The 21,881-nt window shown below is 68.8% G+C and carries 15 protein-coding genes, 1 tRNA gene, 1 pseudogene and 1 riboswitch; of the genes and pseudogenes, 11 read left to right on the top strand and 6 right to left on the bottom strand.

Features of this window, described 5'->3' with window-relative positions; all coding sequences use genetic code 11:
* The 7 genes and pseudogenes from TX83_RS07355 to TX83_RS07325 all read left to right on the top strand — a co-directional run.
* A pseudogene (locus TX83_RS07355) lies at positions 1 to 2,366 on the top strand (hypothetical protein); the annotation flags it as partial.
* Between the two features lie 3 nt (positions 2,367 to 2,369).
* Entirely contained in the window at positions 2,370 to 4,181 is a 1,812-nt protein-coding gene (locus TX83_RS07350) for a hypothetical protein (RefSeq protein ID WP_064747288.1), read from the top strand.
* Positions 4,178 to 4,861, top strand: coding sequence for a hypothetical protein (locus TX83_RS07345; protein WP_064747287.1), 684 nt, complete (start codon positions 4,178 to 4,180; stop codon positions 4,859 to 4,861). The genes TX83_RS07350 and TX83_RS07345 overlap by 4 nt, the downstream gene beginning before the upstream one ends.
* A 358-nt stretch (positions 4,862 to 5,219) precedes the next feature.
* On the top strand, positions 5,220 to 7,373 hold the full coding sequence (locus TX83_RS07340) for a hypothetical protein (protein WP_064747286.1): 2,154 nt from the start codon (positions 5,220 to 5,222) through the stop codon (positions 7,371 to 7,373).
* A gap of 104 nt (positions 7,374 to 7,477) precedes the next feature.
* On the top strand, positions 7,478 to 9,757 hold the full coding sequence (locus TX83_RS07335) for a hypothetical protein (RefSeq protein WP_064747285.1): 2,280 nt from the start codon (positions 7,478 to 7,480) through the stop codon (positions 9,755 to 9,757).
* Positions 9,758 to 9,974: 217 nt separating this feature from the next.
* Positions 9,975 to 13,040: a hypothetical protein gene (locus TX83_RS23250; protein WP_064747284.1), complete on the top strand. Its 3,066-nt coding sequence runs from the start codon at positions 9,975 to 9,977 to the stop codon at positions 13,038 to 13,040.
* A gap of 7 nt (positions 13,041 to 13,047) precedes the next feature.
* Positions 13,048 to 13,980 carry a hypothetical protein gene (locus tag TX83_RS07325; RefSeq protein ID WP_064747283.1) on the top strand — a complete coding sequence of 311 codons (933 nt, stop codon included), beginning with the start codon at positions 13,048 to 13,050 and terminating at the stop codon, positions 13,978 to 13,980.
* Between the two features lie 308 nt (positions 13,981 to 14,288).
* Here the strand turns inward: TX83_RS07325 and btuB are convergent, their stop codons facing one another.
* The 3 genes from btuB to TX83_RS07310 form a co-directional block, all read right to left on the bottom strand.
* Complete coding sequence (btuB, locus tag TX83_RS07320; protein WP_064747282.1) at positions 14,289 to 16,136, bottom strand: TonB-dependent vitamin B12 receptor; 1,848 nt, start codon at positions 16,134 to 16,136, stop codon at positions 14,289 to 14,291.
* Positions 16,137 to 16,256: 120 nt separating this feature from the next.
* Positions 16,257 to 16,508, bottom strand: a riboswitch (cobalamin riboswitch).
* Positions 16,509 to 16,654: 146 nt separating this feature from the next.
* A complete protein-coding gene (locus TX83_RS24055; RefSeq protein ID WP_075575041.1) occupies positions 16,655 to 17,113 on the bottom strand; it encodes a TfoX/Sxy family protein in 459 nt (152 codons plus the stop codon).
* Positions 17,110 to 17,592, bottom strand: a complete 483-nt coding sequence (locus TX83_RS07310; RefSeq protein ID WP_064747281.1) for a GAF domain-containing protein — start codon at positions 17,590 to 17,592, stop codon at positions 17,110 to 17,112. Before TX83_RS07310 ends, TX83_RS24055 begins: the two co-directional genes overlap by 4 nt.
* A 105-nt stretch (positions 17,593 to 17,697) precedes the next feature.
* Between TX83_RS07310 and bioD the strand changes: the two genes are divergently transcribed.
* Positions 17,698 to 18,417: a dethiobiotin synthase gene (gene bioD, locus TX83_RS07305; RefSeq protein WP_428992546.1), complete on the top strand. Its 720-nt coding sequence runs from the start codon at positions 17,698 to 17,700 to the stop codon at positions 18,415 to 18,417.
* Between the two features lie 169 nt (positions 18,418 to 18,586).
* On the opposite strand, the gene TX83_RS07300 is transcribed toward bioD, so the two are convergent.
* The 3 genes from TX83_RS07300 to TX83_RS07290 form a co-directional block, all read right to left on the bottom strand.
* Positions 18,587 to 19,000, bottom strand: a complete 414-nt coding sequence (locus tag TX83_RS07300) for a phasin family protein (protein ID WP_064747279.1) — start codon at positions 18,998 to 19,000, stop codon at positions 18,587 to 18,589.
* 494 nt (positions 19,001 to 19,494) lie between these two features.
* Positions 19,495 to 19,848 (bottom strand): 6-carboxytetrahydropterin synthase QueD, encoded by a 354-nt coding sequence (queD, locus tag TX83_RS07295; protein WP_064747278.1) that lies wholly within the window; start codon positions 19,846 to 19,848, stop codon positions 19,495 to 19,497.
* 159 nt (positions 19,849 to 20,007) lie between these two features.
* Positions 20,008 to 20,084 (bottom strand) — tRNA-Met (locus tag TX83_RS07290).
* A gap of 127 nt (positions 20,085 to 20,211) precedes the next feature.
* Here TX83_RS07290 and TX83_RS07285 point away from each other — a divergent pair.
* From TX83_RS07285 to bfr, 3 genes are all read left to right on the top strand, one after another.
* A complete protein-coding gene (locus TX83_RS07285; protein ID WP_064747277.1) occupies positions 20,212 to 20,829 on the top strand; it encodes an RNA pyrophosphohydrolase in 618 nt (205 codons plus the stop codon).
* Between the two features lie 111 nt (positions 20,830 to 20,940).
* On the top strand, positions 20,941 to 21,144 hold the full coding sequence (locus tag TX83_RS07280; RefSeq protein WP_064747276.1) for a (2Fe-2S)-binding protein: 204 nt from the start codon (positions 20,941 to 20,943) through the stop codon (positions 21,142 to 21,144).
* A 135-nt stretch (positions 21,145 to 21,279) separates the two neighbouring features.
* Entirely contained in the window at positions 21,280 to 21,759 is a 480-nt protein-coding gene (gene bfr, locus TX83_RS07275; protein ID WP_064747275.1) for a bacterioferritin, read from the top strand.
* Positions 21,760 to 21,881 lie beyond the last annotated feature (122 nt).

Here is a 21,881-nt window from a genome sequence, read left to right as displayed (position 1 = left end):
TCGCCCCGCCGCCGCCGGCGGCCGCCGCGCCGATGCCGCCGCCGCCCGGCGTGTCGGCGGTGGTCGCGCCGCCGGCGGCCGCAGTCGGCGAACTGCGCATGCGCCCGGCGGTGCCTGGCCTGCGGATGAACCCCGCGGCGCTGCGCGCGCAGATCGAGGGCCGCGCGTTGCGGCCGCGTTTGAACGACCTGCGCCCGGACCTGTTCGCGACCGCGCCCGGCGCCGGCTTCGTCCGCGCCGATTCGCCGCAGCCCATCAGCCCCGGCGCCGCGCCCGACGACCGCTGCCTGTACGAAGACCCGCGCAATCCGCAGCAGCGCTACTGGCTGCCGCGCTATCGCCTGCGCCAGCACAACGGCCAATACGAGGTCGGGGTCGCGCTGGGTCAGGACGGCCTGTGGGCGGTCAGCCTGGCGGTGGAAACCTATCCCGCCGAAGAGATCGCCGAGGCCGCGCGCAGCGCGCAGATGTTGCCGCTGACGCGCCAGGCCACGATCGCCTATCGCGTACCGGGCACGGCGATCGAACAACGCGTGCCGGTGGCCGAGGTCCAGGACGATCCGCGCGGCGGCTGCGTGATGCTGCTGCGCATGGGCTTGGCGGAGCGCGACGGCCTGCTGCGCGCCTTCATGTCCGCCGATGCACAGGCGCGGTTGCTGGTCTCGCGTGCGTTCTCGGTCGCGGTGCCGCTGCCGGCGTCGAGCGCTGCGGACACGCCCAGGCGCCAGTTGATGATGGTCAAAGGGCAGATGCAATTCTCCAAGGCCAGCCTGCTGCGTGCCGACGCCGCAGTGCGGGTGGCGCCGGCGGCCCTCGCACCGGCCGCGATCGCGCCGCATGCGGCCACGCCCGCGCCGGCGGGCGTCGCCGCCGCGCGCGCGGTGCGCATCGGCGACGTCATGGCCGGCGGCGGCATCGCCGGCGGTCTGCCGGTCGGGCGTCCGCTGCCGGGGCGCGGCCGCATCGGCGGCATGCCGTTCCCGCGCCCGCAGCCGCGCCCACAGCCTCAGCCTCAGCCGCAACCGCAACCGCAACCGCAGGAACAGCGCTACCAAGTCAGCCATCAGGTGCAGGACTGGGCGGTGGCTTTGTTCTTCGACCCGCAGTTGCATCCTTACGTCTATCCCGCAGGCAGCCGCAACAACGCCGGCGTCAGCCGCTGGGTGGTGCATTCGCTGCGCTATCCCGCCGGCAGCGGGCGCAGTCATCCGTACTTCCAGGACCTGTCCGATCCCAGTCGCATCTATTACCTGCCGGACGCGTTCAAGCTGGCGCGGCGCAGCGAAGCGCCGCACGCACCGTCGCTGGTGTTCCGGGTCGATCAGGGCGATACGCCCGACGACGTGATGGTCGACCTGACGTGCGAAGTGCGCCCGGTGACCGACGGCGAGCGCCTGCTCGCCGCGCGCCGCGAACTCGCCGCGCAGGTGCCTGCCAGCGCCGACAACCCCCGGCGCGAGTTCGAGCTGCGCTTGCTGCGAGCGTCTTCGACCCTGCAGTTGGCCCTTAACCGGAACGGCGGCGTGCGCACCGAAGCGGTGCCGGCGACCATCGATTGGGACAACGGCTTCACCTTCAACGAGCGCTTCGAGTTCGCCGCCTTCCAGGAAGCGGTCGCGGCGCTGATGTCGACGTCCAACTCCAATCTGCTGCAGGGCCACGTGGTGGTCAGCAGCGGCGTCAACGAGAACGTGACCGTGCCGGTGCGGCTCAACTTCGCCGACATGGAAGGCGAGATGTTCCAGTCGATCGAGACGCCCGATCCGCAGACCGGCGCGGTGGCGGTGCAACTGATCAACGCCACCGAGAGCAAGCTGCGCTTCCAGCGCCTGCCGACCTGGATCAGCCGCGGCGAAGGCCTGGTCGATGCCCGCATCGACGGTCTGGACCTGAGCCGACCGGTCGAGATCGAGCCCGAGCAGCGCATCGCCTTCACCGTGCAGCCGCTGACCCCGCCGCCGGGCGCGCTGCCGGCCGACGCGATCTTCGATACCGGCTCGGTGCGCAGCGTGCCGGACGGCGAAGCGATCATGAAATACGTGCTCGACGACTCGATCGAGCAGGAAACGGTGCGCACGATCCGGGTCTCGACGGCGACGGACATCCTGCTCAACGCCGGTCGCCCGGAGGGCGAGATCCACAGCATCATCGTCGAGTTCCGCGGCAACCGCAGCGCGTTCCTCAACGCCTCCACCCTGCTGGTCGAGGTCGAAGTGCCGGTGCCGCTGATGGACATCCTGTTGCGCCGCGACAGCGAGGGCTACTACGAGTACCGCCAGACCGTGATCTACAAGTCCGGCCAGCGCGTTCCGGCCACCGCGTGGCAGCGCGTCGACACCGTCGACCTGTTCGTGACGGCGGTCTGAGCCATGTCCTTCTCCGGCCGCCCCGACTGGCGCAATCCGATGAACGTCGGCGAACGCATCGCGTTCGCCGCCTACGACCGTCCCGGCGCCTTTCTGCTGCCGCCGACCGAACTGGTCGCCTGCGGCGCCGATGCCGAGCCGCCGCTGCGCCTGGACCTGTTCCAGCAGGACCGCGGCCGCGCCGGGCTGGAACGCTTCTCGATCCTCTCGCTGGGTTTCGCCGCCGAGTTCGGCCTGGAGGCCGCGCGCCAGGCGGCGTTCGATGCGGGGCAGAGCTTCGCGCTGTCGGCGTTGCCGGCCGACGGCGGCTGGTTGCGCCTGGACGCGGTCGAGGCGCTGGATCTGCCGCCGGCGCTGGGCGAGCTGTTGCCGCTCGACGTCGCCAGCCTCGGCGCACTGGGCCTTGCGCTGCGCCTGGACAGCGCGGCCAGCGACCTGTTCGTCGCCGCGCTGCAACGCGGCCTGTTGTCGGTCAGCGCCAACGCCTGGCTGCGGGTGCGCGGCGTCGCCGATCGCTTGCCGTCGACGCTGGAGTTCGACCCGGCCGCGTTGCTGAGCGCGGTGCGCCAGCTCGGCCAGGGGCAGCTCGCACTGGACCGCGACCTGTTGCGCGAGCGTCTGATCGAAGCGCCCCAGAGCCTGGGTTTTCCCGCGCAGGCGCCGACCGATGGCTGGACGCCGCAGCGGCTGGCCGATGCCTTGCTCGATCGCATCGCCGTGCGTTTCGCCGCGCTCGCGCCGACGCCGGCCGAGGTCGAGCCGGGGGTACGGCTGGCCTTCGATCCGGCGGCGATGCCTGCCGGGCGAGTGCGCTGGGATCTGGCCGAACCGATGCTGGCGCCGCGCCTGTTCGCCATTCAAGCCGATCCGCTCGGCCCGCTGCGCACGATGCCGGCGGCGATGCACGATGCGGTCGTGCGTCGTCACGACGTGCGCGCGCTGAGCAGCGGTTGGCGCGCGCTGACGGTGCGACCGAACATGCCCGAACGTCGGGTCGGCCTGGCCCAGGCCCAGGTGGAAGTGAAGCTGCCGGCGCGCCTGCCGTCGCGGCCGTTCACGATCAAGGCGTCCGCCCCCTTGGATGCGAGCGACCGTCCGGTCCGGCTGGATCTTCGCTTGTCGCCGAGCGAGGCGCTGAGCTATTCGTGGCAAACCTCGGCGGTGCTGCTGCACGAAGGCCGTGCGGAAATCTTCAAGGGGCCGCTGCAACAGTCCGATCGCGAGCACCTGCTGATCGCGCCGGAAGACTTCGGTCTGCGCCTGATCCCGGTCGAGGCCGAACCGGCGTTTCTCGAGCAGGCCGACATCGATCTGGAATGCGCCGGCCTGCGCCGCGGCAAGCCCTGGTCGTCGCGCGGCCGGTTGGATCGCGACGCGCCGACGCTGGCGTTCGCGATCCCGCCCGACCTCGAACAGGCCGCGATCCGCGGTCTCGCACGCGCCCGTGCCGACGGCCGCTGCTGTGCGCTGGCGCCGGTGGAGGCCGAGGCGTTGCGCCTGGATGCCTTCAGCTTCGAGGGCGCCGGCGTGCGCGAGCTCAGGGTCGACGCCGACTTCGACGACGACGCGCCGCAATTGCTGATCGAACTGGCGCCGGAAGACCGCATCGACGACCCCAAGCGCCGGCGCAGCCTGCGCCTGAGCCGCAACGCCGCGCAGGCGGATTGGCACTGGTTGGCGCTGTCGCCGTTCCGGTCCGGCTATCGCTGGCGCTGGTCGCCGCAATCGCCGTGGTCGCCGGTGCTGCAACCCGATACGCCGCTGCGCCTGCGCAGCAGCCAAATTCCAAGGACGACCGCCGGAGCAGGAGCATGATCCGCAACCCCGCACACGAGGAATACCAAGACATCGCCGGCGTGCTGGCGGCGCCGGCGGACGAGCCGGCTACCTGGTACTACCGCGCCAAAGCGCCGGCGCTGGCCACGGACAACCAAGGCCGGCCGCAGTTCTCGCTGGTCGCGGTGGGCGCGATGGCGATGCTGTCGCTGACCGCGGTCTGGGGCGTGGACGCGGACCGGTTGGGCGCGTTGCGCGCCGAGTTGGCCGTGCGTGCGCAACTGCCGCCTGAGCAGGTGCGGCTGTACCCGGCGCCGGTCGAGGTCGGCGAAGCGGTGCTGCAGATCGGCGACGGTCAGGGCGGTTATCTGCGCTTGGCGAGCAGCCGCACGTCCGGCGCGCCGCCGTACCACGCAGCGTTCAGCGCCATGCTGGCCGGCGAACAACTGGACAAGGCGCGCAAGGCCCTGTCCGGACAGCGCGGATGGCTGGAGATCCGCTACCTGATCGCCGACGTCGAACCGGCGCTGCGCGAAAGAACGGTAACGGCGAGCGAATCCAGCGAGCACGAATCGCGCGTGCGCGACGGGACCGGAGAAGCCGGATTCAGTTCGGTCGCGCGCAGCGACTACCGACAGGAAGACATCACGCCGCGATCGGTGCCGAAGACGCACTGGTATGCGGCGGACGCGGCCGACTGGGGCCTGCCGCGAAGTTGACGCTTGCGCCGCGGTGTGTGCGCCGCGACGGACCTTATCGGCGCGAGTTGCGCCTGCGGCCTGAGCCGCAACGACAACGTGGACCCGACGCGGCCGTCGCCGGCCGCGCAGGCAGCGTTCGTTCCGAAACAGCGTGCGCCGGTCGGCGCGCGGCGGGGAAGCTCATGCCGATGCGGGGCAGGGACGTGGAAGAAACAGCGAAAAACCAGGGAAAAACGTTGTCCGGACGCGATCGCCGGCGGCGTTTGCAAAGTTCGACCGGATCGCAAGGGGTCGCGGCATTCGCGCCGCGGCGACAGGAAAACGCAGCGCGCTCCCGGACTGGGGCGCGGCGGACTATCGGATAAGGAGCAGGTCCATGATGAAACTCGACAGCGGCAGAAACGTCGGCGACTACTTCGTCTACGGCGACGATGCCAACGACCACACTTTCTACATCATGCCGCAGGGCCCGACGTTCGCGCGCATGAGCAACGGCGACCTGGCCCTGCGCTTCGTCGAATACGGCCAGATCCGCGAAGACGGCGGAAAGAAGTTCGGCGGCTTCATCGCGTTCGACACCGATCTGTCGGTGCCGGCCGACGAGAAGAAGAAGATCACCGCCGAACTGCAGAAGGAGCTGGCGGAGAAGTACAAGGGCAAGACCCCGCCCAAGGTGGTGCTGGCGCCGGTGCTGTGGACCGACGGCACGGTCGAGCTGTTGCTGACCGAGGGCGGCGCCCTGGTCGAGAAGATCCGCGGCGCCGGCAAGCCCTCGCTGTACGGCGACAACAAGGCCTCGTTCATGGTCGAACTGTCCGAGTTGGGCACGGCGATCTTCAAGGAGACCCTGAGCACCGGCTCGGCTTCGGCCGTGCAGGTCGTGTACAAGCTCAATTGCTATATGCGCCTGCCGGAAATGAAGGCCTGGGGCACCTGGAACGCGTCGGAGTTCTACCGCTTCGCCCAAGACGTCACGGTCAAGGAGAACTGCTGGGGCGACGACGCTTACAGCGAGATGGTCAGCTCGACGCGCTGGAAGAACGACGTCACCAAGACCCATTTCGACTTCGTCCAAGCGCCCAACGGCACTCCGGAAGAAAACGCCAAGCTGGAGGCCGACATCCGCGCGGCGATCAACAAGCAGCTGGAAGCGGCGGTGCAGCGCAACCTGCTGAAGGAAATCGCCGAGGTCGACCCCAACATCAAGGAACTGCAGGAAGGCCAGGACTTCGAGAAGATCCGCCGCGCGGTCAGCAAGACCCAGATCGCCAACGTGCGGGTCGAATGGAGCGAGGCCAAGGCGGTGATCGTCAACCGCAACCCGCAGGGCATGCTGCCCACCATCACGTCGCTCAAGGACGGCAAGAACAAAGCGCTGAAGTGGGAGAACTACTACTCCAAGATCAACCTGGACGAGTTCCTCAAGACCGTGCGGGTGAACATGCGGGTCAACGCCGACTTCGCCAACCTGCCGATCCACAGCGTCGAGGTCAAGATCAACTACCCGCACGGCCCGAACAAGAAGGTGCAGGAGTTCACCTTCACCAGCCCGGACGACGTGGCCAAGTTCGAGGCCTTCGTGCATCAGGGCATTCGTAAGTTCAAGTATTCCTATACGGTCAACTACAAGGGCAACGCGTTCAAGCATCAGTCGCCGGAAATCGAGACCGACGACACCAATCTGGTGATCAACGTCGACGACCTGGGCCTGCTGTCGCTGGACATCGGTCCCGGCGACATCGACTTCGCTCAGGTGCCGCGCACCCAGGTCACCGTGCGCTACAAGGGCGGCAAGCAACCGGTCGAGGCCAAGTTCAACCTGACCAAGGACACGCCGACCTTCCAGCTGCGCAAGATCATCGGCGTGCCGCGCACCCAGGACATCGAGTACGAACTGCTGTACTCGCTGGCCGACGGCCGCCAGATCAAGAAGGCCGGCGCCCAGCAGGCCAAGGAGCTGTACATCGACGACCCGTTCACCGCCCAGAAGACGGTCAGCTTCCGCGCCGCCGGCGATCTGGAGAACGAGATCGCGTCGATCACGGTGGAAGGCAGCTACGAGGACACCGCCAACAAGTACAGCCAGAAGACCGTGATCACCCTGTCCAAGGACATGACCTCGTTCGACTGGGCCTTCCCGGTGGTCGACGAAACCCTGGGCACGGTCAAGTACGCGGTCACCACCCTGTACGCCGACGGCACCAGCAAGGAAGAGCCCGAGCAGGTCGCCAGCCGTTCGACCGTGCTGGTCGGCAAGAAGCTGGACGCGCTGGAAGTGGCGGTGGTGCCGGACCTGCTCAACTGGGACGAGCTGAAGATGGTCAGCGTCGCCCTGTCGCACGGGCCCAAGCGCATCGACCTGCGCTTCAAGCCCGGCGACGAGGAGAAGAGCTGGAAGCTGCCGATCGCCAACGGCGAGGACCCCGAGTACGACGCCAAGATCACCTATTTCATGGCCGACAACTCGCGCAAGGTGGTCGCGCTCGACGACGCCACCGATCTGACCCTGTTCCTGGAAGTGCCGGCCTGAGCGTTGCGCCGCCGCCGTCGGGCCTGCGCTGCAGGCCCGGAGCGGCGGTCGCGCACCGCCCGCCGTCCACCCGCCATCACGCCTGACTCGGAAGGAGTCCGATCATGCTTCTCCTCGACAGCCGCACTCGCGAGATCAACGGCATCTCGGTCTTCCCGGACCATGCCGATCCCGAGCAGTGGTACTACATGCCGACCGCGCCGCATCTGACCACCGTGCGCGACCCGTCGCTCGGCATCGACGTGCCGCAATTCCTCCTGATCGGTTTCCGCGGCGACGCGGGCACCGGCGGGTTCCTCAATTTCGACTGCAACGTCGGCGCCAGCGCCAAGCAGATCGACGATCTGGCGCGCGAGATCGCCAACGCCGAGAACCTGCGCAACAAGCCGCGCATCGCCCCGGTGCCGCTGGAAGACGGATCGGTAAGGCTGCTGATGCTCGGCAAGGCCAGCGGCGATACCGCGGCGACCCCGGGCGGCGGTCCGCAGTTCGTGCTCAAGATCGACCAGGCCGCCAAGCCCGCCCTGTACGGCAACAACCAGGCCGCGTTCTCGGTGCGCCTGGATCAGGACGGCTACACGGTGATGGAGCAGTGCCTGGAGGGCGAGATCCTGCCGGTGGCGGTGATCTACTCGCTGGACTTCCTCGGCTTGCGCCCGGCCTACAACATCAACCTGAAGATCGATTGGGACCGCGTCCAGAAGCACATGGACGAGAGTTTCTCCGGCGGCAACATCTTCTTCTCCACCGAGATCGGCAAGGCGGTCGACGAGCTGGTCGAAAAGCGCGCGATCGTGCTGGAGTCGGACACCTTCGTCGCCGAGAGCGAGGACACCAAGGGCATCATCGACCGCCGCGATGCGGCCTTGGCCCAGGTCCGCAACATGGTCACCGACGCTTTCTTCCAGCCCAGCTTGCCGCCGTGGTCGCCGGAGAAGAAGAACGACTTCGAACGCGGCCTGGAAGCGATCGGCAAGTTCGCCGCCGAATCCTCGGCCCGCGCCGCCGGCGGACCGATTGGCGCGCTGATGCCGAGCTTCAGCTACAAGCGCATGGACTACAAGCGCGTCGACCGCAAGAAGCTCAACGTCAACTTCTCCGAGCGCGTGGCTATCAAGCGCTCGATCCATCCGCAAGGACACCTGGCGGCGCTGTTCAAGACCGTCCGCGACGGCAACGTGCCGCGCGAGCGGCTGGTCAAGCAGATCAGCCTGGACAACGACTTCTTCAAGAAGCGCAGGGTCAAGGTGATCTCGCGCGCCGACCTGGCCGGCGACGACATCGGCAGCATCAACGTGCGGGTGCGCTACGGCGACAAGGCGCAGAACGCGCTGCTCGGCGCCAACGCCGGCGAGGCCAGCTTCGAGTGGCTGAGCCAGCTCGAGCGCGGGGCGATGAAGCGCGAGGTGCAGGTCGAGTACGAGGTCAACTTCAAGGGCGTGGACGCGGCCGAGCGGCCGACCAAGCTCAAGTCCAAGCCGCAGGTCTTCGACGTGGAGAACATCGAAGTCGTGCCGCGCGACCTGTACGCGATCAACACCGTGCCGGTGTTGGCCGAGAACTACCCCTGGGACCGCTACAGCTCGGTCGACGTATTCCTGCGCTATCGCGACCCGGCCAACAAGATCAACCAGAACGACATGGTGCGGCTGACCAAGGACGCGCCGGCCGGAGCCTGGAAGATGTTCATGATCGACCTGGCCAAGACCGGCTACCAGGTGCGCCTGGTCCATCACGCCGTCAGCGGCCCGGACAAGGTCGTCGATTGGGCCGACCTGGACGAGCCGCAGGTGACCGTGCGCAATCCGTTCCCGACCCGGCGCGTGCTGCAGGTGGTGCCGAACTTCAACTGGAACGAAGTGCAGGAAGTGTTCGTCGACCTGCGCTATGCAGACCGCGCCAACGACGTGCTGATCGAGCAGCCGATGAGCTTCCAGGAAGGATCGGCCTCGCAGACCTTCGCTGTGGACATGCGCAACCCCGATATCAAGGCGGTCTTCTACAGCGTCAGCATCCTGTACAAGGACGGGCGCGACGTCGAGGAGATCCCCGAGTCGGTGACCTTCGGCAACCGGATCATGCTCAAGGCGGGCATGAAGGGCCGGCGCATCGTCACGGTCAAGCCGCCGACCGACTTCGCCAAGCGCAAGATGCGCAAGGTCAAGGTCTCGCTGCGCTTCGAGGATCTGGTCGGCGGGCTGAATTTCGCCGAGGACTTCGAATTCGACAACGCCCAGGCGGTCGGCGAGTTCGAGTACGACTACCTCGACCCGGCGCGCATGCGCTACGAGTACAAGGCCAGTTACCTGCTCGAGAACGGCACCAACAAGAGCCTCAACTGGTCGCCGGGCGAGGCCACCGATCTGGTGCTGAAGATGCCCTGATCGCAACCGCAACCCACAGGATCGCCGGCCCGGGACGTGCCCGCACCGCCGTCGTCCCGCGCAAGCGGGGACCCAGAGACTTCAGCGCCGTGTTTCGGCGAAGCCCTGGGTTCCCGCGTTCGCGGGAATGACGAGCCCAGCGCCCGCACCGCCCGGCGTGCAAGGACAAGGACCGGCCGCGCACCGCGCGTCCATCGCAGAATCTCCGGAGTTCGACATGCTCAGTCTCGAAAAGCCGATCGTCATCGACGGCATCACCGTGTTCCGCGACCACTCCGACAAGAGCCAGTTCTGGTATCTGCCGGGCCCGGTCGCGTTGGCGTCGCGTCCAGCCGACGGACGCAAGGAATTCAGCTTCCTCAAGTACCGCGTCGCCAACGCCGCAGCCGCCAATAAGGGGGGCGGCTTCGTCACCTTCGTCACCACCCTGCAGCTGCCTTCGTCGATGGAGAGCAAGATCGTCGGCCGGCTCAACGCCGAACCCGGCGTGCAGCTGCCGGTGCGCCTGAGCCCGGCGACCTTCGAAGAAGGCTCGGTGCAGTGCGTGGCCTTGAACGTGCAAGGCTCCGGCGGCACTTCGGCGCAACCGGCGCAGCCGGGCACTTTCAATGCGGTCGAGCACATCCTCGGCGCCAGCGTGCCGTCGATGGACGCGGCCAACCGCGCCGCCTTCAGCCTGAGCCTGTCGGCCGAAGGCGCCACCATCCTCGAGCAGGCGCTCAGCGACGGCATGACCCCGATCGGGGTGATCTACAACTTCAAGTACCTGGCGATGCGGCCGGCGCTGCGGGTGACCATCACCGCCGACTTCGAGCGCATCTACAACCACTTCAGCGCCAGCCTGGAAGGCCAATACGCCTGGTTCAAGGCCGGCATCGATGCCGCGTTCGAATCGCTGGTGCAGAAGGGCGTGATCGATATTCAGGTGGAGGCCTTCACCGACGCCGAGGATCGCCGCGACCAGGAGCAGTGGGCGCTGGATTTCTTCAAGAACGACCTGCTCAGCAAGTGGTTCGAGCCGACCCTGGTGCCGGGCCGCCTGGCCGCCGACGGCACGACGCCTGGCACGGGTACCACGCCCGGCACTGGCACGACGCCCGGCACGGGTACCACGCCCGGTACCGGCACGACGCCCGGTACCGGCACGACGCCGGGCACGGGTACCACGCCTGGTACCGGCACGACGCCCGGTACCGGCACGCAGCCGGGTACCGGCACCACACCGGGCACGGGCACCACGCCCGGTACCGGCACGACGCCCGGCAGCAGCGCGCCGGGCGGCGGCTTCAACGGTACCGCCGCCACCAGTCCCGGTACGGCGCCCGGTACCGGCACCACGCCGCCGCCAGCGCAGATCCAACCGGCCACGCTCACGGTCGAATCGCAGCAACCCTCGCCGTTGCCGGCCGGACAATCGGTTAGCCACACGCCGTCGAGCAGCGGCCTCAGCGAAACCATCACCGTGACCGGCGCCGGCGCGGTGGTCAAAGTCGACGCCCAGCCGGTGGCGCTGGACGCGCAAGGCCGTTGCACCGTCAATGTCGATCCCAACGGCGCGCGGCTGATCGAAGTCGAATGGCCGGCGGCGACCCAGGAACAGACCTTCGGCCTGTTCTTCGATTTCGACAAGCCGGCCGCCTCCGGCTGGCGGGTCAGCCCGCCTTCGGCGCAGTACCGCGCCTACGTCGAGAACACCACCACCGACCCGCGCTACCAGGACGCATCGGGCACCTTGCGCGTCGAGGGCGACGGCGACTGGACCGGCCCGCAGCGCGGCGCCGAGCGCCTGGCGGAGTGGATCCGCAATCTGCCGCCGCCGCGTAACGTGCGCTTGCAGGCCTATGCCAGCCACGAGCACGTCAGCGGCGCCAGCGAGTCGCAGCGCCGTTCGCACAACCAGTCGCTGTCGCAGCGCCGGCTCGACGTCGCCCTGGCCGTCGCGCGTCGCGCCGGCGCCACGGTGACCTCGCATACCGCCAGCGGCGACAACCCGGCCGACAGCCGCCCCGGCGCGCATACCCCGATGGGCGGCGATCCGGACAACCGCGTGGTGCACGTCACCGGCCGCGTCGCCGGTACCCAGCCCAGCCGCTGGCGCGGCCAACTGCGCCGCCCGGCTTCGTTGCAACCGCAGCCCCAACCGCAACCTCAACCACAGCCTCAACCCCAACCACAGCCGCAGCCGCAGCCGACCGTGCCGACGCCGCCGACCGCGGTCAGCCTGTCGCTCAAGCTCAAGTTCGTGCGCCAGGAAGAACGCAAGAAGCTGACCCTGCGCTACAACCGGGCCGAAGCCACCCGCCGCACCTATGCGCCGCAGGGCTTCTTCGGTTTGATGCTCGGCGACCTGCGCGACAAGTCCAAATACTTCAAGGAAATCGATCTGGACGATCCGTTCTTCCGCCAGTTCGCGGTCGAGGCGAGCCTGCCGATCGCGTTCGAGCCGATCGACCTGCTGTCGGCGCAGATCGCGCTGGACTACGGCGACAAGAGCAAGCCGCGCGATCACAAGCACGCCGATTTCGTGTTCACCCCGGACGACCACGGCGTGCGCCGGTTCGAAGTGTTCATGAATCAGACCCGCGATCTCGACTACGACGCCGCTTACCAGTTCCATTTCAATCCGCAGTCGGACTGGGCCGCCGACCGGCATTCGTACACGATCCCCGCGTCTTCCACCGAAGACCGCACCTTGTTCGTGAACCCCTACGAGCACGTCGAGTTCCGCGAGATCAACGCGATCCCCGGCGACATCGATTGGGACGTGATCGATTCGATCGAGGTGCGGTTGCAAGCGCGCGGCTATTCCAGCCCCGAACCGCGTACCAGCCTGGTCCTGACCAAGGACAGCGGGCCCAAGACCTGGCGTCTGCGCGGCGCCCGGCCGGGGCCGGCCAACCGCGGCGTGACGTATCAACTGGTGCAACGGCGCAAGGGCGCGACGCAGCCGGATCCGGCGACCGCGCCGGTCGAGGTCGACGTGCCGCAGATCGTGGTCCACGACAGCTTCGAGGATGCGCTGCAGTTGGAGTTCATCCCGACCTTCGACCCGCTGCAGGTCAAGCGCGTGTATATCGACGTCAAGTACAAGGACGGCAGCTACGAACGCAGCGAACGCATCGAGATGCCGGGCGTGCAGACCGATCCGGCCAAGCTGCGCATCGCCTTGCGCAACAAGGACCTGCGCAAGTACCGGCGGCGCTACACCTTCGTCGGCATGCAGGGGCAGTTCGACCAGCGCGCGTGGGTCGACGAGACCGAAGAACTGGTTGCGGTGCAGTGAGGTCGACATGAACGCGATGCTTTGCGAACGCACTGCGGAAACGATGCCCGAGGCGCTGCCCGCGCCGGTCGCCGCGACCCTGCAGCGCCTGGGGCGGGTGCTGCCGGGCCCGGCCGCCGCGGCCGAGGTCCTGCTCGCCCGGACCTTGGCGCCGCTGTCGCGTTCGATTTGGCCCGAAGTCGCCTGGGACTTCAGCGACCTGACCAACACCGGTGTGCCGGTGGAGTTCTCGTGGAGCTCGCGCGAGCCCTGCCTGCGCTGGGCCGCCGAAGTCGCCGCGCCGGAGACCGACGATCGCGCGCGGCTGGCGCTGGCGGCGCGGGCCTTGGATTGGCAAGGCGATCTGAGCGCCTGGTTCGAACATCAGCGTCACGGCCGGCTGATCTTCGGCGCCTGGGCCTCGGCCCGGCACGGCGACGGTTCCTTGGCGACCAAGCTCTACGTGGATCTGCCCGGCGGGCGCCTGCCGCCGCAGTGGAGCGAGCGCCATGCCTGGTTCCGTTCGCCGCTGTTGGTGTGGCGGCTGTGCGGGGTCAATCCCGACGGCAGCACCGAGTTCTACGCCCGCGCGCACGAACTCGACCGCCTGCGTCTGGCGACGATGGCCCAGGCTGCGCTCGGCGACGCGGGCCCGTTGATGCGGCAGCTGGACGCGTTGCTGTCCGGCGCGGAACTGCCGCGCCCCAGCGGCTTGAGCCTGGTGTTGTCGGCGCAGGGCGAGCTGCTGGCCTTGAGCTGGTTCGTGATCGCCAAGGCGGTGTTCCGCGACGATGCCGAAGCCGGCGCGTGCCTGCAGCGTTGCGGCGACGAGACCACGGTACCGGTACACCGTGCGCTCGCCGGCGGACCGGAAGACGGACGGTGGCGCCATGGCGTGATGGGCGTGGTCGCCGACGTGACCGGGCGTTCCTGGGTGCAGTGTTCGCTGCGGCCGACGTGAGCGTTCGAAGCGGGCGCGGCAACGGCGGCCAGGTGCCTCCACCCCAACCCCTCTTTCGCGCGCGGGAGAGGGCTTTGAGGGGGCGATCGGATCTTCAGAAGACGCCCTGGGGGCTCCCTTCTCCGCCTACGGGAGAAAGCGCCCTGAAGGGCGGATGAGGGCGGGGCGGCGAGGCAAGATCGTGGCGCGTGCGGGGCTGCCGCCGCCGCTCCTCTGTCCGCACGCCTGGCTTCCATGACGAGAGCCCGAAACGAACAAGCCCGGCCTGCGCCGGGCTTGTTCGTTCTCGCTGCAGCGAGGGAGCCGACTCAGTTGGCCGGTGCGTAACGCAGGGTCAGGAACCACTCGCGGCCGGGCTGGTTGTAGTACGACACGGTCTCGTACTCGCGGTCGAACACGTTGGCCACGCGCGCCTGCAGGCTCAGCGCCGGGGTGAAGGCGTATTCGGCGCGCAGATCCAAGGTGCCGTAGCCGCCCAGGCGCACGCTGTTGGCGGCGTTGTCGTAGCGCGAGCCGTAGCCGACCGCGGTGGCGCCGACGCGGAACTTGCCGAAGGCGCGGTCCAGGTCGATGCGGCCGCTGTGCTTGGCGCGGCGCGGCAGCTCGTTGCCGCGGTTGAAGCCGCGACGGTTCTCGGTGTCGAGGAAGCTGGCGCTGGCGGCCAGGTTCCAGCCGGCGAATTCGGTGTCGACCCCGATCTCGGCGCCGCGCATGCGCGCGCGTTCGATGTTGTTGGGCAGGTTGATCGCCGCGTCGTAGGTGATCAGGTCGTCGGCGCGGGTGTCGAAGCCGTCGATGCGCGCGGTGAAGCCGTCGCCGCGGTAAGCCAGGCCGACTTCCCAGGTCTTGGACTCTTCCGGCTTGAGCCGGGCGTTGCCGAAGAACGGGTAGTACAGCTCGTTGAAGGTCGGCGCCTTGAACGCGGTGCCGTAGCCGGCGGTGACGCGCCAGCGTTCGGCGAAGTCCAGGCCCCAGGCGACGCCGCCGGTGGTGTGGCCGCCGAACTGTTCGTTGTCGTCGCGGCGCAGGCTGGCTTCGAAGGAATGGGCGCCGAGGCGGCCCTGGTACTGGACGAAGCCGGCCTTGTTGTCGCGCTCGCGCTCGTCGTAGATCGTGTCGCTGTCGACGCGGTCGCGCAGCCAATCGAAGCCCGCAGTCAACACATGGCCGTCGGCGACGGTGAAATCGGCCTGCAGGCTGGCGCTGTCGCGGTCGGTGCTGAAGAAGCCCATCGGCAGCGAGCCGAGGAAGTTGTCGGAACTGTCGACGTTGCGGCCGGCGACCAATTGCACGTTGACCGTTTCGCTCGGGCGCCAGCGGACCTTGCCGCCGATCACCTGCTGCACGGTCTCGGAGTAATTGACGAAGCTGCCGTCGTAGTCGTTCTCGCCCTCGGCGCGCAGGGCCTGGCCTTCGATGCTCCACCTCTCATTGAGGTCGATGCCGCCGCGCAGCGACAGGGCGTGGCTTTCGTAGCCGTCGCGGTCGGGCTCGTCGGTGAAGCAGCCGGCGAACACCGGGAAGCCGGCGCCGCGGCAGGCGTCGATGCCCTGGGTCTTGCGGAAGCTGTAGTCGGCGCCGAACCAGCCGCGGCCGCTGCGGCCGCCGAAGCCGGTGCCGAATTCGATCGCGCCGTTGCTGCCGCCGCCGACGTGGGCACGCGGGGCGAAGCCCTGCTGCTCGCGACGGGTGAACACCTGGATCACGCCGCCAATGGCGTCGGCGCCGTACAGGCTCGAGCGCGGGCCGCGCACGATTTCGATCCGGTCGATCAGGGCCAGCGGCAGATCCTGCAGCGAGGCCAGGCCGGAGGTCGGCGAGCCGATGCGGATGCCGTCGACCAGGAACAGCACGTGGTCGGATTCGCTGCCGCGCAGGAACAGGGTGGTCAGCTTGCCGGCGCCGCCCTGGTTGGACAGCGAGATGCCGGCGCGGCCGCGCAGCAGATCGTTGAGGTCGCGGGCCTGGCTGCGCTCGATCTCGGTGCGGGTCAGCACTTCCACCGGGCTCAGGGCGTCGTTGACGCTGACCGCGGTGCGGTTGGCGGTGACCACGACCTCGTCGAGGTCGGTGGCCTCGCCCGCGGGCGCGGCGAGGGCGGTGGCCGGCAGCGCGAGCGCGCAGGCGATGGCGAAGGACAGGTTCAGGGCACGCATGGCAAAGCTCCACGACGCGCGCGCACGGCGCGCGGTAAAACGGCAGGGAAGGCGGCGGGGGAGAGGCGGACGACGACGGGCGCGGGAACGGCGGCCGTGCCGCGACGCCCTCCGCATCGCAACCGATGGCGCCTCGGGGCCGGTCTCCGGACTCGCGGGCGAAGCCGGCCGGGCCGGACTTCCGGTCGCGGCGCCTTCCCGTGCATCGCACAGTGGCGCAGGCCGCGACCTGGCTCGCTTACCGTTGCGGGGGCAGTGCCGGACTGGGCTGCGGCGCCGGCGGAAGATCCGTCGGGCCGGGCGCGTCACCGGCTTCCCGTTTCAACCCCGGCGGCGGTCGGCCGTGGGGTCACCTCGAAGCGGGGCGGATTCTACGCGATGCCGGGCAGGCTGTCCGAAACGGCCGCGCGGACCGAGCCGGGCGATCCATTGCAGGTGCGGCCGGCTGGCCTCCGGGTCGGGCCCCGGGGCGGGGCGATCGCAGCGGGCGGCGGACGCGTATCGGCCGCCCGGCGGGGTCAGTCGCGCTCGCCGCGTTCGTCGTCGTCGCGCTCGCCTTCGTCCGCGCCGCCATCGCGGTCGAAACCGCCGCCGTGATCGTCGTCGTGGCCGGACTCGCGCTCGCCCGCCGCGGCGAAACCGCCGCCGGATTCGTAACCGTCTTCGGCATGCACGGTGGTGCGCACCGGCGCGGCGGCCGGCTTGTTGCGCGGCGCCGGCAGCAGGGCGGTGGCGGCATCGGCGGCCAGGATCAGCTCCTGCCGGCGCTCCTCGCTGATCTCTTGCCAGTGGCAGTCGAGCAGGGCGCCCTCGATCGCGTACAGCAGGTTGAGGGTCGGCTTGAAGCCGGCGCGCTTGACCCGCATGAAGGCTTCGACCGTGCCGACCGAGGCCAGGTCCTCGTGGGTACGCAGGCCGACCTGGCGCAGCCAGGCCGCGCTCTTGGGGCCGATGTTGCGCATCTTCGCCGCGCTCATGCCAGCGACTCCAGGTAAACGCGGGCGATGGCCTCGAGGCCGGCCTGATCGTCGGCGTCGAAACGTTCCGGCAGCGGACTGTCGAGATCGAGCACGCCGATGAGCTCCTCGCCGCGCAGCAGCGGCACCACCAGTTCCGAACGCGAAGCCGCATCGCAGGCGATGTGGCCGGGGAAGTCGTGCACGTCGGCGACGCGCTGGGTCTGCCGGGTGGTCGCCGCCGCGCCGCATACGCCCTTGTCGAGCGGAATGCGCACGCAGGCCGGCAGGCCTTGGAACGGACCGACCACCAGCTCGCGGCCGTCGTAGAAATAGAAGCCGACCCAGTTGAGGTCGGGCAGGGCGTGCGCGATCAGCGCCGACAGGTTGGCGGCGTTGGCGATGCGATCGCGTTCGCCGTCGAGCAGGCCGCGCGTTTGCGCTACCAGCTGCCGGTACTGCTCGGCCTTGTCGCCGGTCAAAGAAGAGGCGGTAAACATCGCGGAAGTGTAACAGCGGCGTCTTGCGCGACTACCATGGGCCGATCCGGGAAGCGGGAACAAAAGCGCGAGATGAGTCACAACCAGCCTCCGGTCGCCGGCGCCATCCGACCAACGGCCGCAAATCGTGCCGATCCGGCGCCGCGTCCTGCCTGTCCACCGGGCGTATTCGTGACCGGCACCGACACCGGCATCGGCAAATCGCTGGCCAGCGCGGCGCTGTTGCACGCGCTGCGCGCGCGCGGATTGCGCGCGGTCGGCATGAAACCGGTGGCCAGCGGCTGCGAGCCGGGGCCGGACGGTTGGCGCAACGAAGACGCGCTGCTGTTGCAGGCGGCCAGTTCGCCGGTGCCGAGCTACGAGGACGTCAATCCCTACGCCCTGCCGCAGCCGCTGGCGCCGGAGATCGCCGCCGCCGAAGCCGGCGTGAGCATCGAGCTGGACACCATCCTCGCCGCGCACGCGCGCCTGGCCGCGCAGGCCGACTGTGTGGTGGTCGAGGGCGTCGGCGGGTGGGCCGCGCCGATCAGCGCCACGCTGGACCAGGTCGATCTGGTGCGTGCGCTGGACGTGCCGGTGGTGCTGGTGGTCGGCCTGCGCCTGGGCGCGATCAACCACGCCCGGCTCAGCGCGCGCGCGCTGCAGGCCGACGGCGTGCGCGCGATCGGTTGGATCGCCAACGGCATCGATCCGGACATGGCGCGCGCCGACGAGAACTTCGAGATCCTGCGCGCGCGCCTGCCGATGCCGTGCTGGGGGCGGTTGCCGTATGCGCCGCAGCCCGATCCGCACGCGTTGGCGCAGCGGCTGGCGCCGGTGTTCTGAGCGCCGGCGCCGCGGCGCCCGGGCACCGAAGACGGCTTGTCGGACAACAAAAAACCCGGCCGCCGAAGGGGCCGGGTTTCGTGTTTTCCGATGTGCCGATACGAACCGCCGACCGGGCGGAGAGAGAGGAACGCTGCGGTCGGCGGCCGATACCGGCTCTGAGCGGGAGTTACTTGGCGGCCGGAGCGACGCCGGCCTTGGTCGCGGCCTTGGCGGCCTTCTCGACGTTGGCCTGGGTGGTCTTGGCGGCCGATTCGATCTGCGACTTGGCCAGCTCGGCGATCGCTTCGTTGGTCTTCAGCGTGCGGCCGAAGGTTTCCTGGCCGGTGCTGACGGCGCGCTCGACGTTCTCGCGGGCGATCTGCACGCCCTTCGGCCACAGGGTCTTGAAGGCTTCGAAATCGCGGGCCTCGGCGGCTTCGCCGAAGAACGCGAAGGTCGCGTTGACGCGGTCCTCGATCGCGGCGATCTGCAGGCCGAACACGGCCTCGGCGTTGTCGAGGGCGAGACGGTTGACCTGAGCGGCCGTGTCCGCGAACTGGCGCGTAGCGGCGGCGAACTGTTCGTTGAACTGCTGGTACATGGCTGAGCTCCTGAGTGGTCCAGACGGAGAACGGCTGGATGGTGCGGTGCAGCATAGCCAGGGCATTGTTGCGATGCAACATCGCAACGACGAGCGGTCTGAACCGGTTCAGAAAACCTGCCTGTTCAGCCGCTTAGCGCCCAAGCAGCGGTTCAGGCAAAGCCTAATTCGGGGCTGTGACGCCCAGGTTTCGCGTGCCTGACAGGCGCGAGGGGAGGCCGTCGCGGCGGGCGAGGGCGGTTGTGCGGGGCGCGCGGGCGGCCGAGAGACCCTCTCCCCAACCCACTCCCGCCAGCGGGAAAGGGGCTTCGAAGGTTCGATCGGGCCTCGCGACGATGGCGCCGCCGTCGTTGCCTTCTCCCGCTTGCGGGATAAGGTGCCCGGAAGGGGCGGATGAGGGGGCGGGACCGCGCCGGCGCGCGGCGACAGGAGGATTCGCTTCCCGGGGCCCGAACGCATGGCGTTCGGGCGTTCGTTGGCGCGCGAGCCGCAGCTCAGCCGCGGTAGCGGCAGCCGGCGGTGCAGGTTTCGTGCACGACGATCTCGCTCAGCAGCGGCAGCGCCGGCTTGAGCTGTTCCCAGATCCACACCGCCAGGCGTTCGCTGGTCGGGTTTTCCAGGCCGGGAATGTCGTTGAGGTAGTGGTGGTCGAGGCGGTCGTAGATCGGCTGGAACGCCTTCTTGACGTCGGCATAGTCCATCACCCAGCCGCTGTGCTCGCCCAGTTCGCCGGTCAGGTGCACTTCGACCCGGAACGAATGGCCGTGCAGGCGCGCGCACTTGTGCCCTTCCGGCACGTTCGGCAGCCGGTGCGCGGCCTCGAGGGTGAAGACCTTGAAGATGTTCATGACGGACATTGTGCGGCAAGCGGTCGGGCGGTGGACGCCGCCGGTCCGGGCGCGCGGGCCGCGGAGGGCGGAGCGTCGGGTCCGGGGCGGGGCCCGGATACGAAAAAGCCCGCAACGCTGGCGGGCCGGCTGCGACGGCGAAGGCCGGCGCGGAATCGATGGTGGCTATGGGTGGACTCGAACCACCGACCCCAGCATTATGAGTGCTGTGCTCTAACCGGCTGAGCTACATAGCCACGGGGAACCGCGAATTCTTCATGCCGGAGGGGTGCCTGTCAATGGGGACCCCGCCGCTTTGCACGACTTGTCGTCTGCCGCACCCCGTGGCAGAGTCGGACTCAGTAGAAATTCGGAGTCCGCATCGTGATCGATCCGGACGGTTACAGGCCCAATGTAGGCATCGTGTTGATGCACCCGGACGGCCGCCTGTTCTGGGCGCGCCGAGTGCATCGCGACGGCTGGCAGTTCCCGCAAGGCGGGATGAACAGCGACGAGACGCCGCTGGAGGCGATGTATCGCGAATTGCGCGAGGAGACCGGCCTGCTGCCGCAGCACGTCGAGGTCCTCGGCGCCACTCCGGGCTGGTTGCGTTACCGCCTGCCGCACCGGGCGATCCGGCGCAACGACCGTCTGGTCTGCATCGGCCAGAAACAGGTGTGGTTCCTGCTGCGCCTGACCGGGCAGGAGTCGGACCTGCGCCTGGACCTGACCGAAAAGCCCGAGTTCGACCACTGGCGCTGGGTGGATTTCTGGTACCCGGTCGAGCACGTGGTGATGTTCAAGCGCGGCGTTTACGCCAGCGCCCTGCGCCATCTGGCCCCGTTCGCCCGCCATGTCGCCGGCGCCCAGGCCGTGCCGGCGCCCGCTCCCGACACCCGCATGCACGACCCGCATCTGGCCGGCCGCAACCGGCAGCGGCCGCGCGCGCGGGCCGGCGTGCCCGGCAGCCCGGCCCGGGGCGGGTCCGAGCCGGGCGCCTGAACGCGCCGGTCCCTGGCGGCCATCGGTCGGCTGCCGTTAATTGACAATCATTCTCATTCATGGCGGAATGGCCTCGCAGCCATCCGGCTGCCTGCCCGAACGCCCGCCGCCGTGTACGTCTGCATCTGCAACGGAGTCACCGACCGCGACATCCGCCAGGCCGCGGAGGCCGGGTGCCGCAGCCTGCCCGAGCTGACCATGCGGACCGGCGCCGGCGCCAATTGCGGCAGCTGCCTGGAACTGGCCGCCTCGCTGCTGGATCAGGCGCGCGGCACGATCGACTTGCCGCTCACGGTGTTGCCGCAGGCCGCCTGATCGAGCCCGCCGCCCGGCCCCGCCGGGACTGCCAACGCCACTGATTCTCGACTCCCGTTGCGCACGATTCGCGTTCCGTCATCGGGTCCGCGAACTGGCTACAGTGCCCGCCATAGCAACGTCGGAGCCACGGCCATGAAAGGCGACCCCAAGGTCATCGAATATCTCAACAAGGCGCTCTACAACGAGCTGACCGCGATCAACCAGTACTTCCTGCACGCCAAGATGCTGAAGAACTGGGGCCTGAAAGAACTGGCCGAACACGAGTACCACGAGTCCATCGACGAGATGAAGCACGCCGACAAGCTGTCGGACCGCATCCTGTTCCTCGATGGCCTGCCCAACTTCCAGGCCCTGGGCAAGCTGCGCATCGGCGAAAACCCGCGCGAGCTGCTGGCCTGCGACTTGGCGCTCGAGCTGGAAGCGATTCCGCTGCTGCGCGAAGCGATCAAGTATTGCGAAACCGTCAGCGACTACGTCAGCCGCAAGCTGTTCGCCGACATCCTCGACTCGGAAGAAGAGCACGTGGACTGGATCGAAACCCAGCTCGCGCTGATCGAGCGCCTGGGCGAGCAGAACTATCTGCTGACCAAGATCGAGAAGGGCGAGGAATAAGCGAGGGAGACGCGAGCGGCGAGCGCAAGACGCTCGCTGCCGCTTCTATCCGGGCCTGTATCCCGCCAGCCGCGCGCAAGCGCCGCCAGCCAGACACCCAAAAGCCGCCGGTTCGCACCGGC

The organism is Lysobacter antibioticus HS124 (genome assembly GCF_000336385.2).
In the GTDB taxonomy this organism is placed as follows: domain Bacteria; phylum Pseudomonadota; class Gammaproteobacteria; order Xanthomonadales; family Xanthomonadaceae; genus Lysobacter; species Lysobacter firmicutimachus.
The sequence above is the reverse complement of the archived record's forward strand: the minus strand, read 5'-3'. Positions and strand labels throughout refer to the sequence as shown.

Coding starts and splice junctions, on each gene's coding strand:
- TX83_RS07350 (WP_064747288.1), top strand. CDS start 2,370: ATGTCCTTCTCCGGCCGCCCCGACTGGCGCAATCCGATGAACGTCGGC.
- TX83_RS07345 (WP_064747287.1), top strand. CDS start 4,178: ATGATCCGCAACCCCGCACACGAGGAATACCAAGACATCGCCGGCGTG.
- TX83_RS07340 (WP_064747286.1), top strand. CDS start 5,220: ATGATGAAACTCGACAGCGGCAGAAACGTCGGCGACTACTTCGTCTAC.
- TX83_RS07335 (WP_064747285.1), top strand. CDS start 7,478: ATGCTTCTCCTCGACAGCCGCACTCGCGAGATCAACGGCATCTCGGTC.
- TX83_RS23250 (WP_064747284.1), top strand. CDS start 9,975: ATGCTCAGTCTCGAAAAGCCGATCGTCATCGACGGCATCACCGTGTTC.
- TX83_RS07325 (WP_064747283.1), top strand. CDS start 13,048: ATGAACGCGATGCTTTGCGAACGCACTGCGGAAACGATGCCCGAGGCG.
- btuB (WP_064747282.1), bottom strand. CDS start 16,136: ATGCGTGCCCTGAACCTGTCCTTCGCCATCGCCTGCGCGCTCGCGCTG.
- TX83_RS24055 (WP_075575041.1), bottom strand. CDS start 17,113: ATGAGCGCGGCGAAGATGCGCAACATCGGCCCCAAGAGCGCGGCCTGG.
- TX83_RS07310 (WP_064747281.1), bottom strand. CDS start 17,592: ATGTTTACCGCCTCTTCTTTGACCGGCGACAAGGCCGAGCAGTACCGG.
- TX83_RS07300 (WP_064747279.1), bottom strand. CDS start 19,000: ATGTACCAGCAGTTCAACGAACAGTTCGCCGCCGCTACGCGCCAGTTC.
- queD (WP_064747278.1), bottom strand. CDS start 19,848: ATGAACATCTTCAAGGTCTTCACCCTCGAGGCCGCGCACCGGCTGCCG.
- bfr (WP_064747275.1), top strand. CDS start 21,280: ATGAAAGGCGACCCCAAGGTCATCGAATATCTCAACAAGGCGCTCTAC.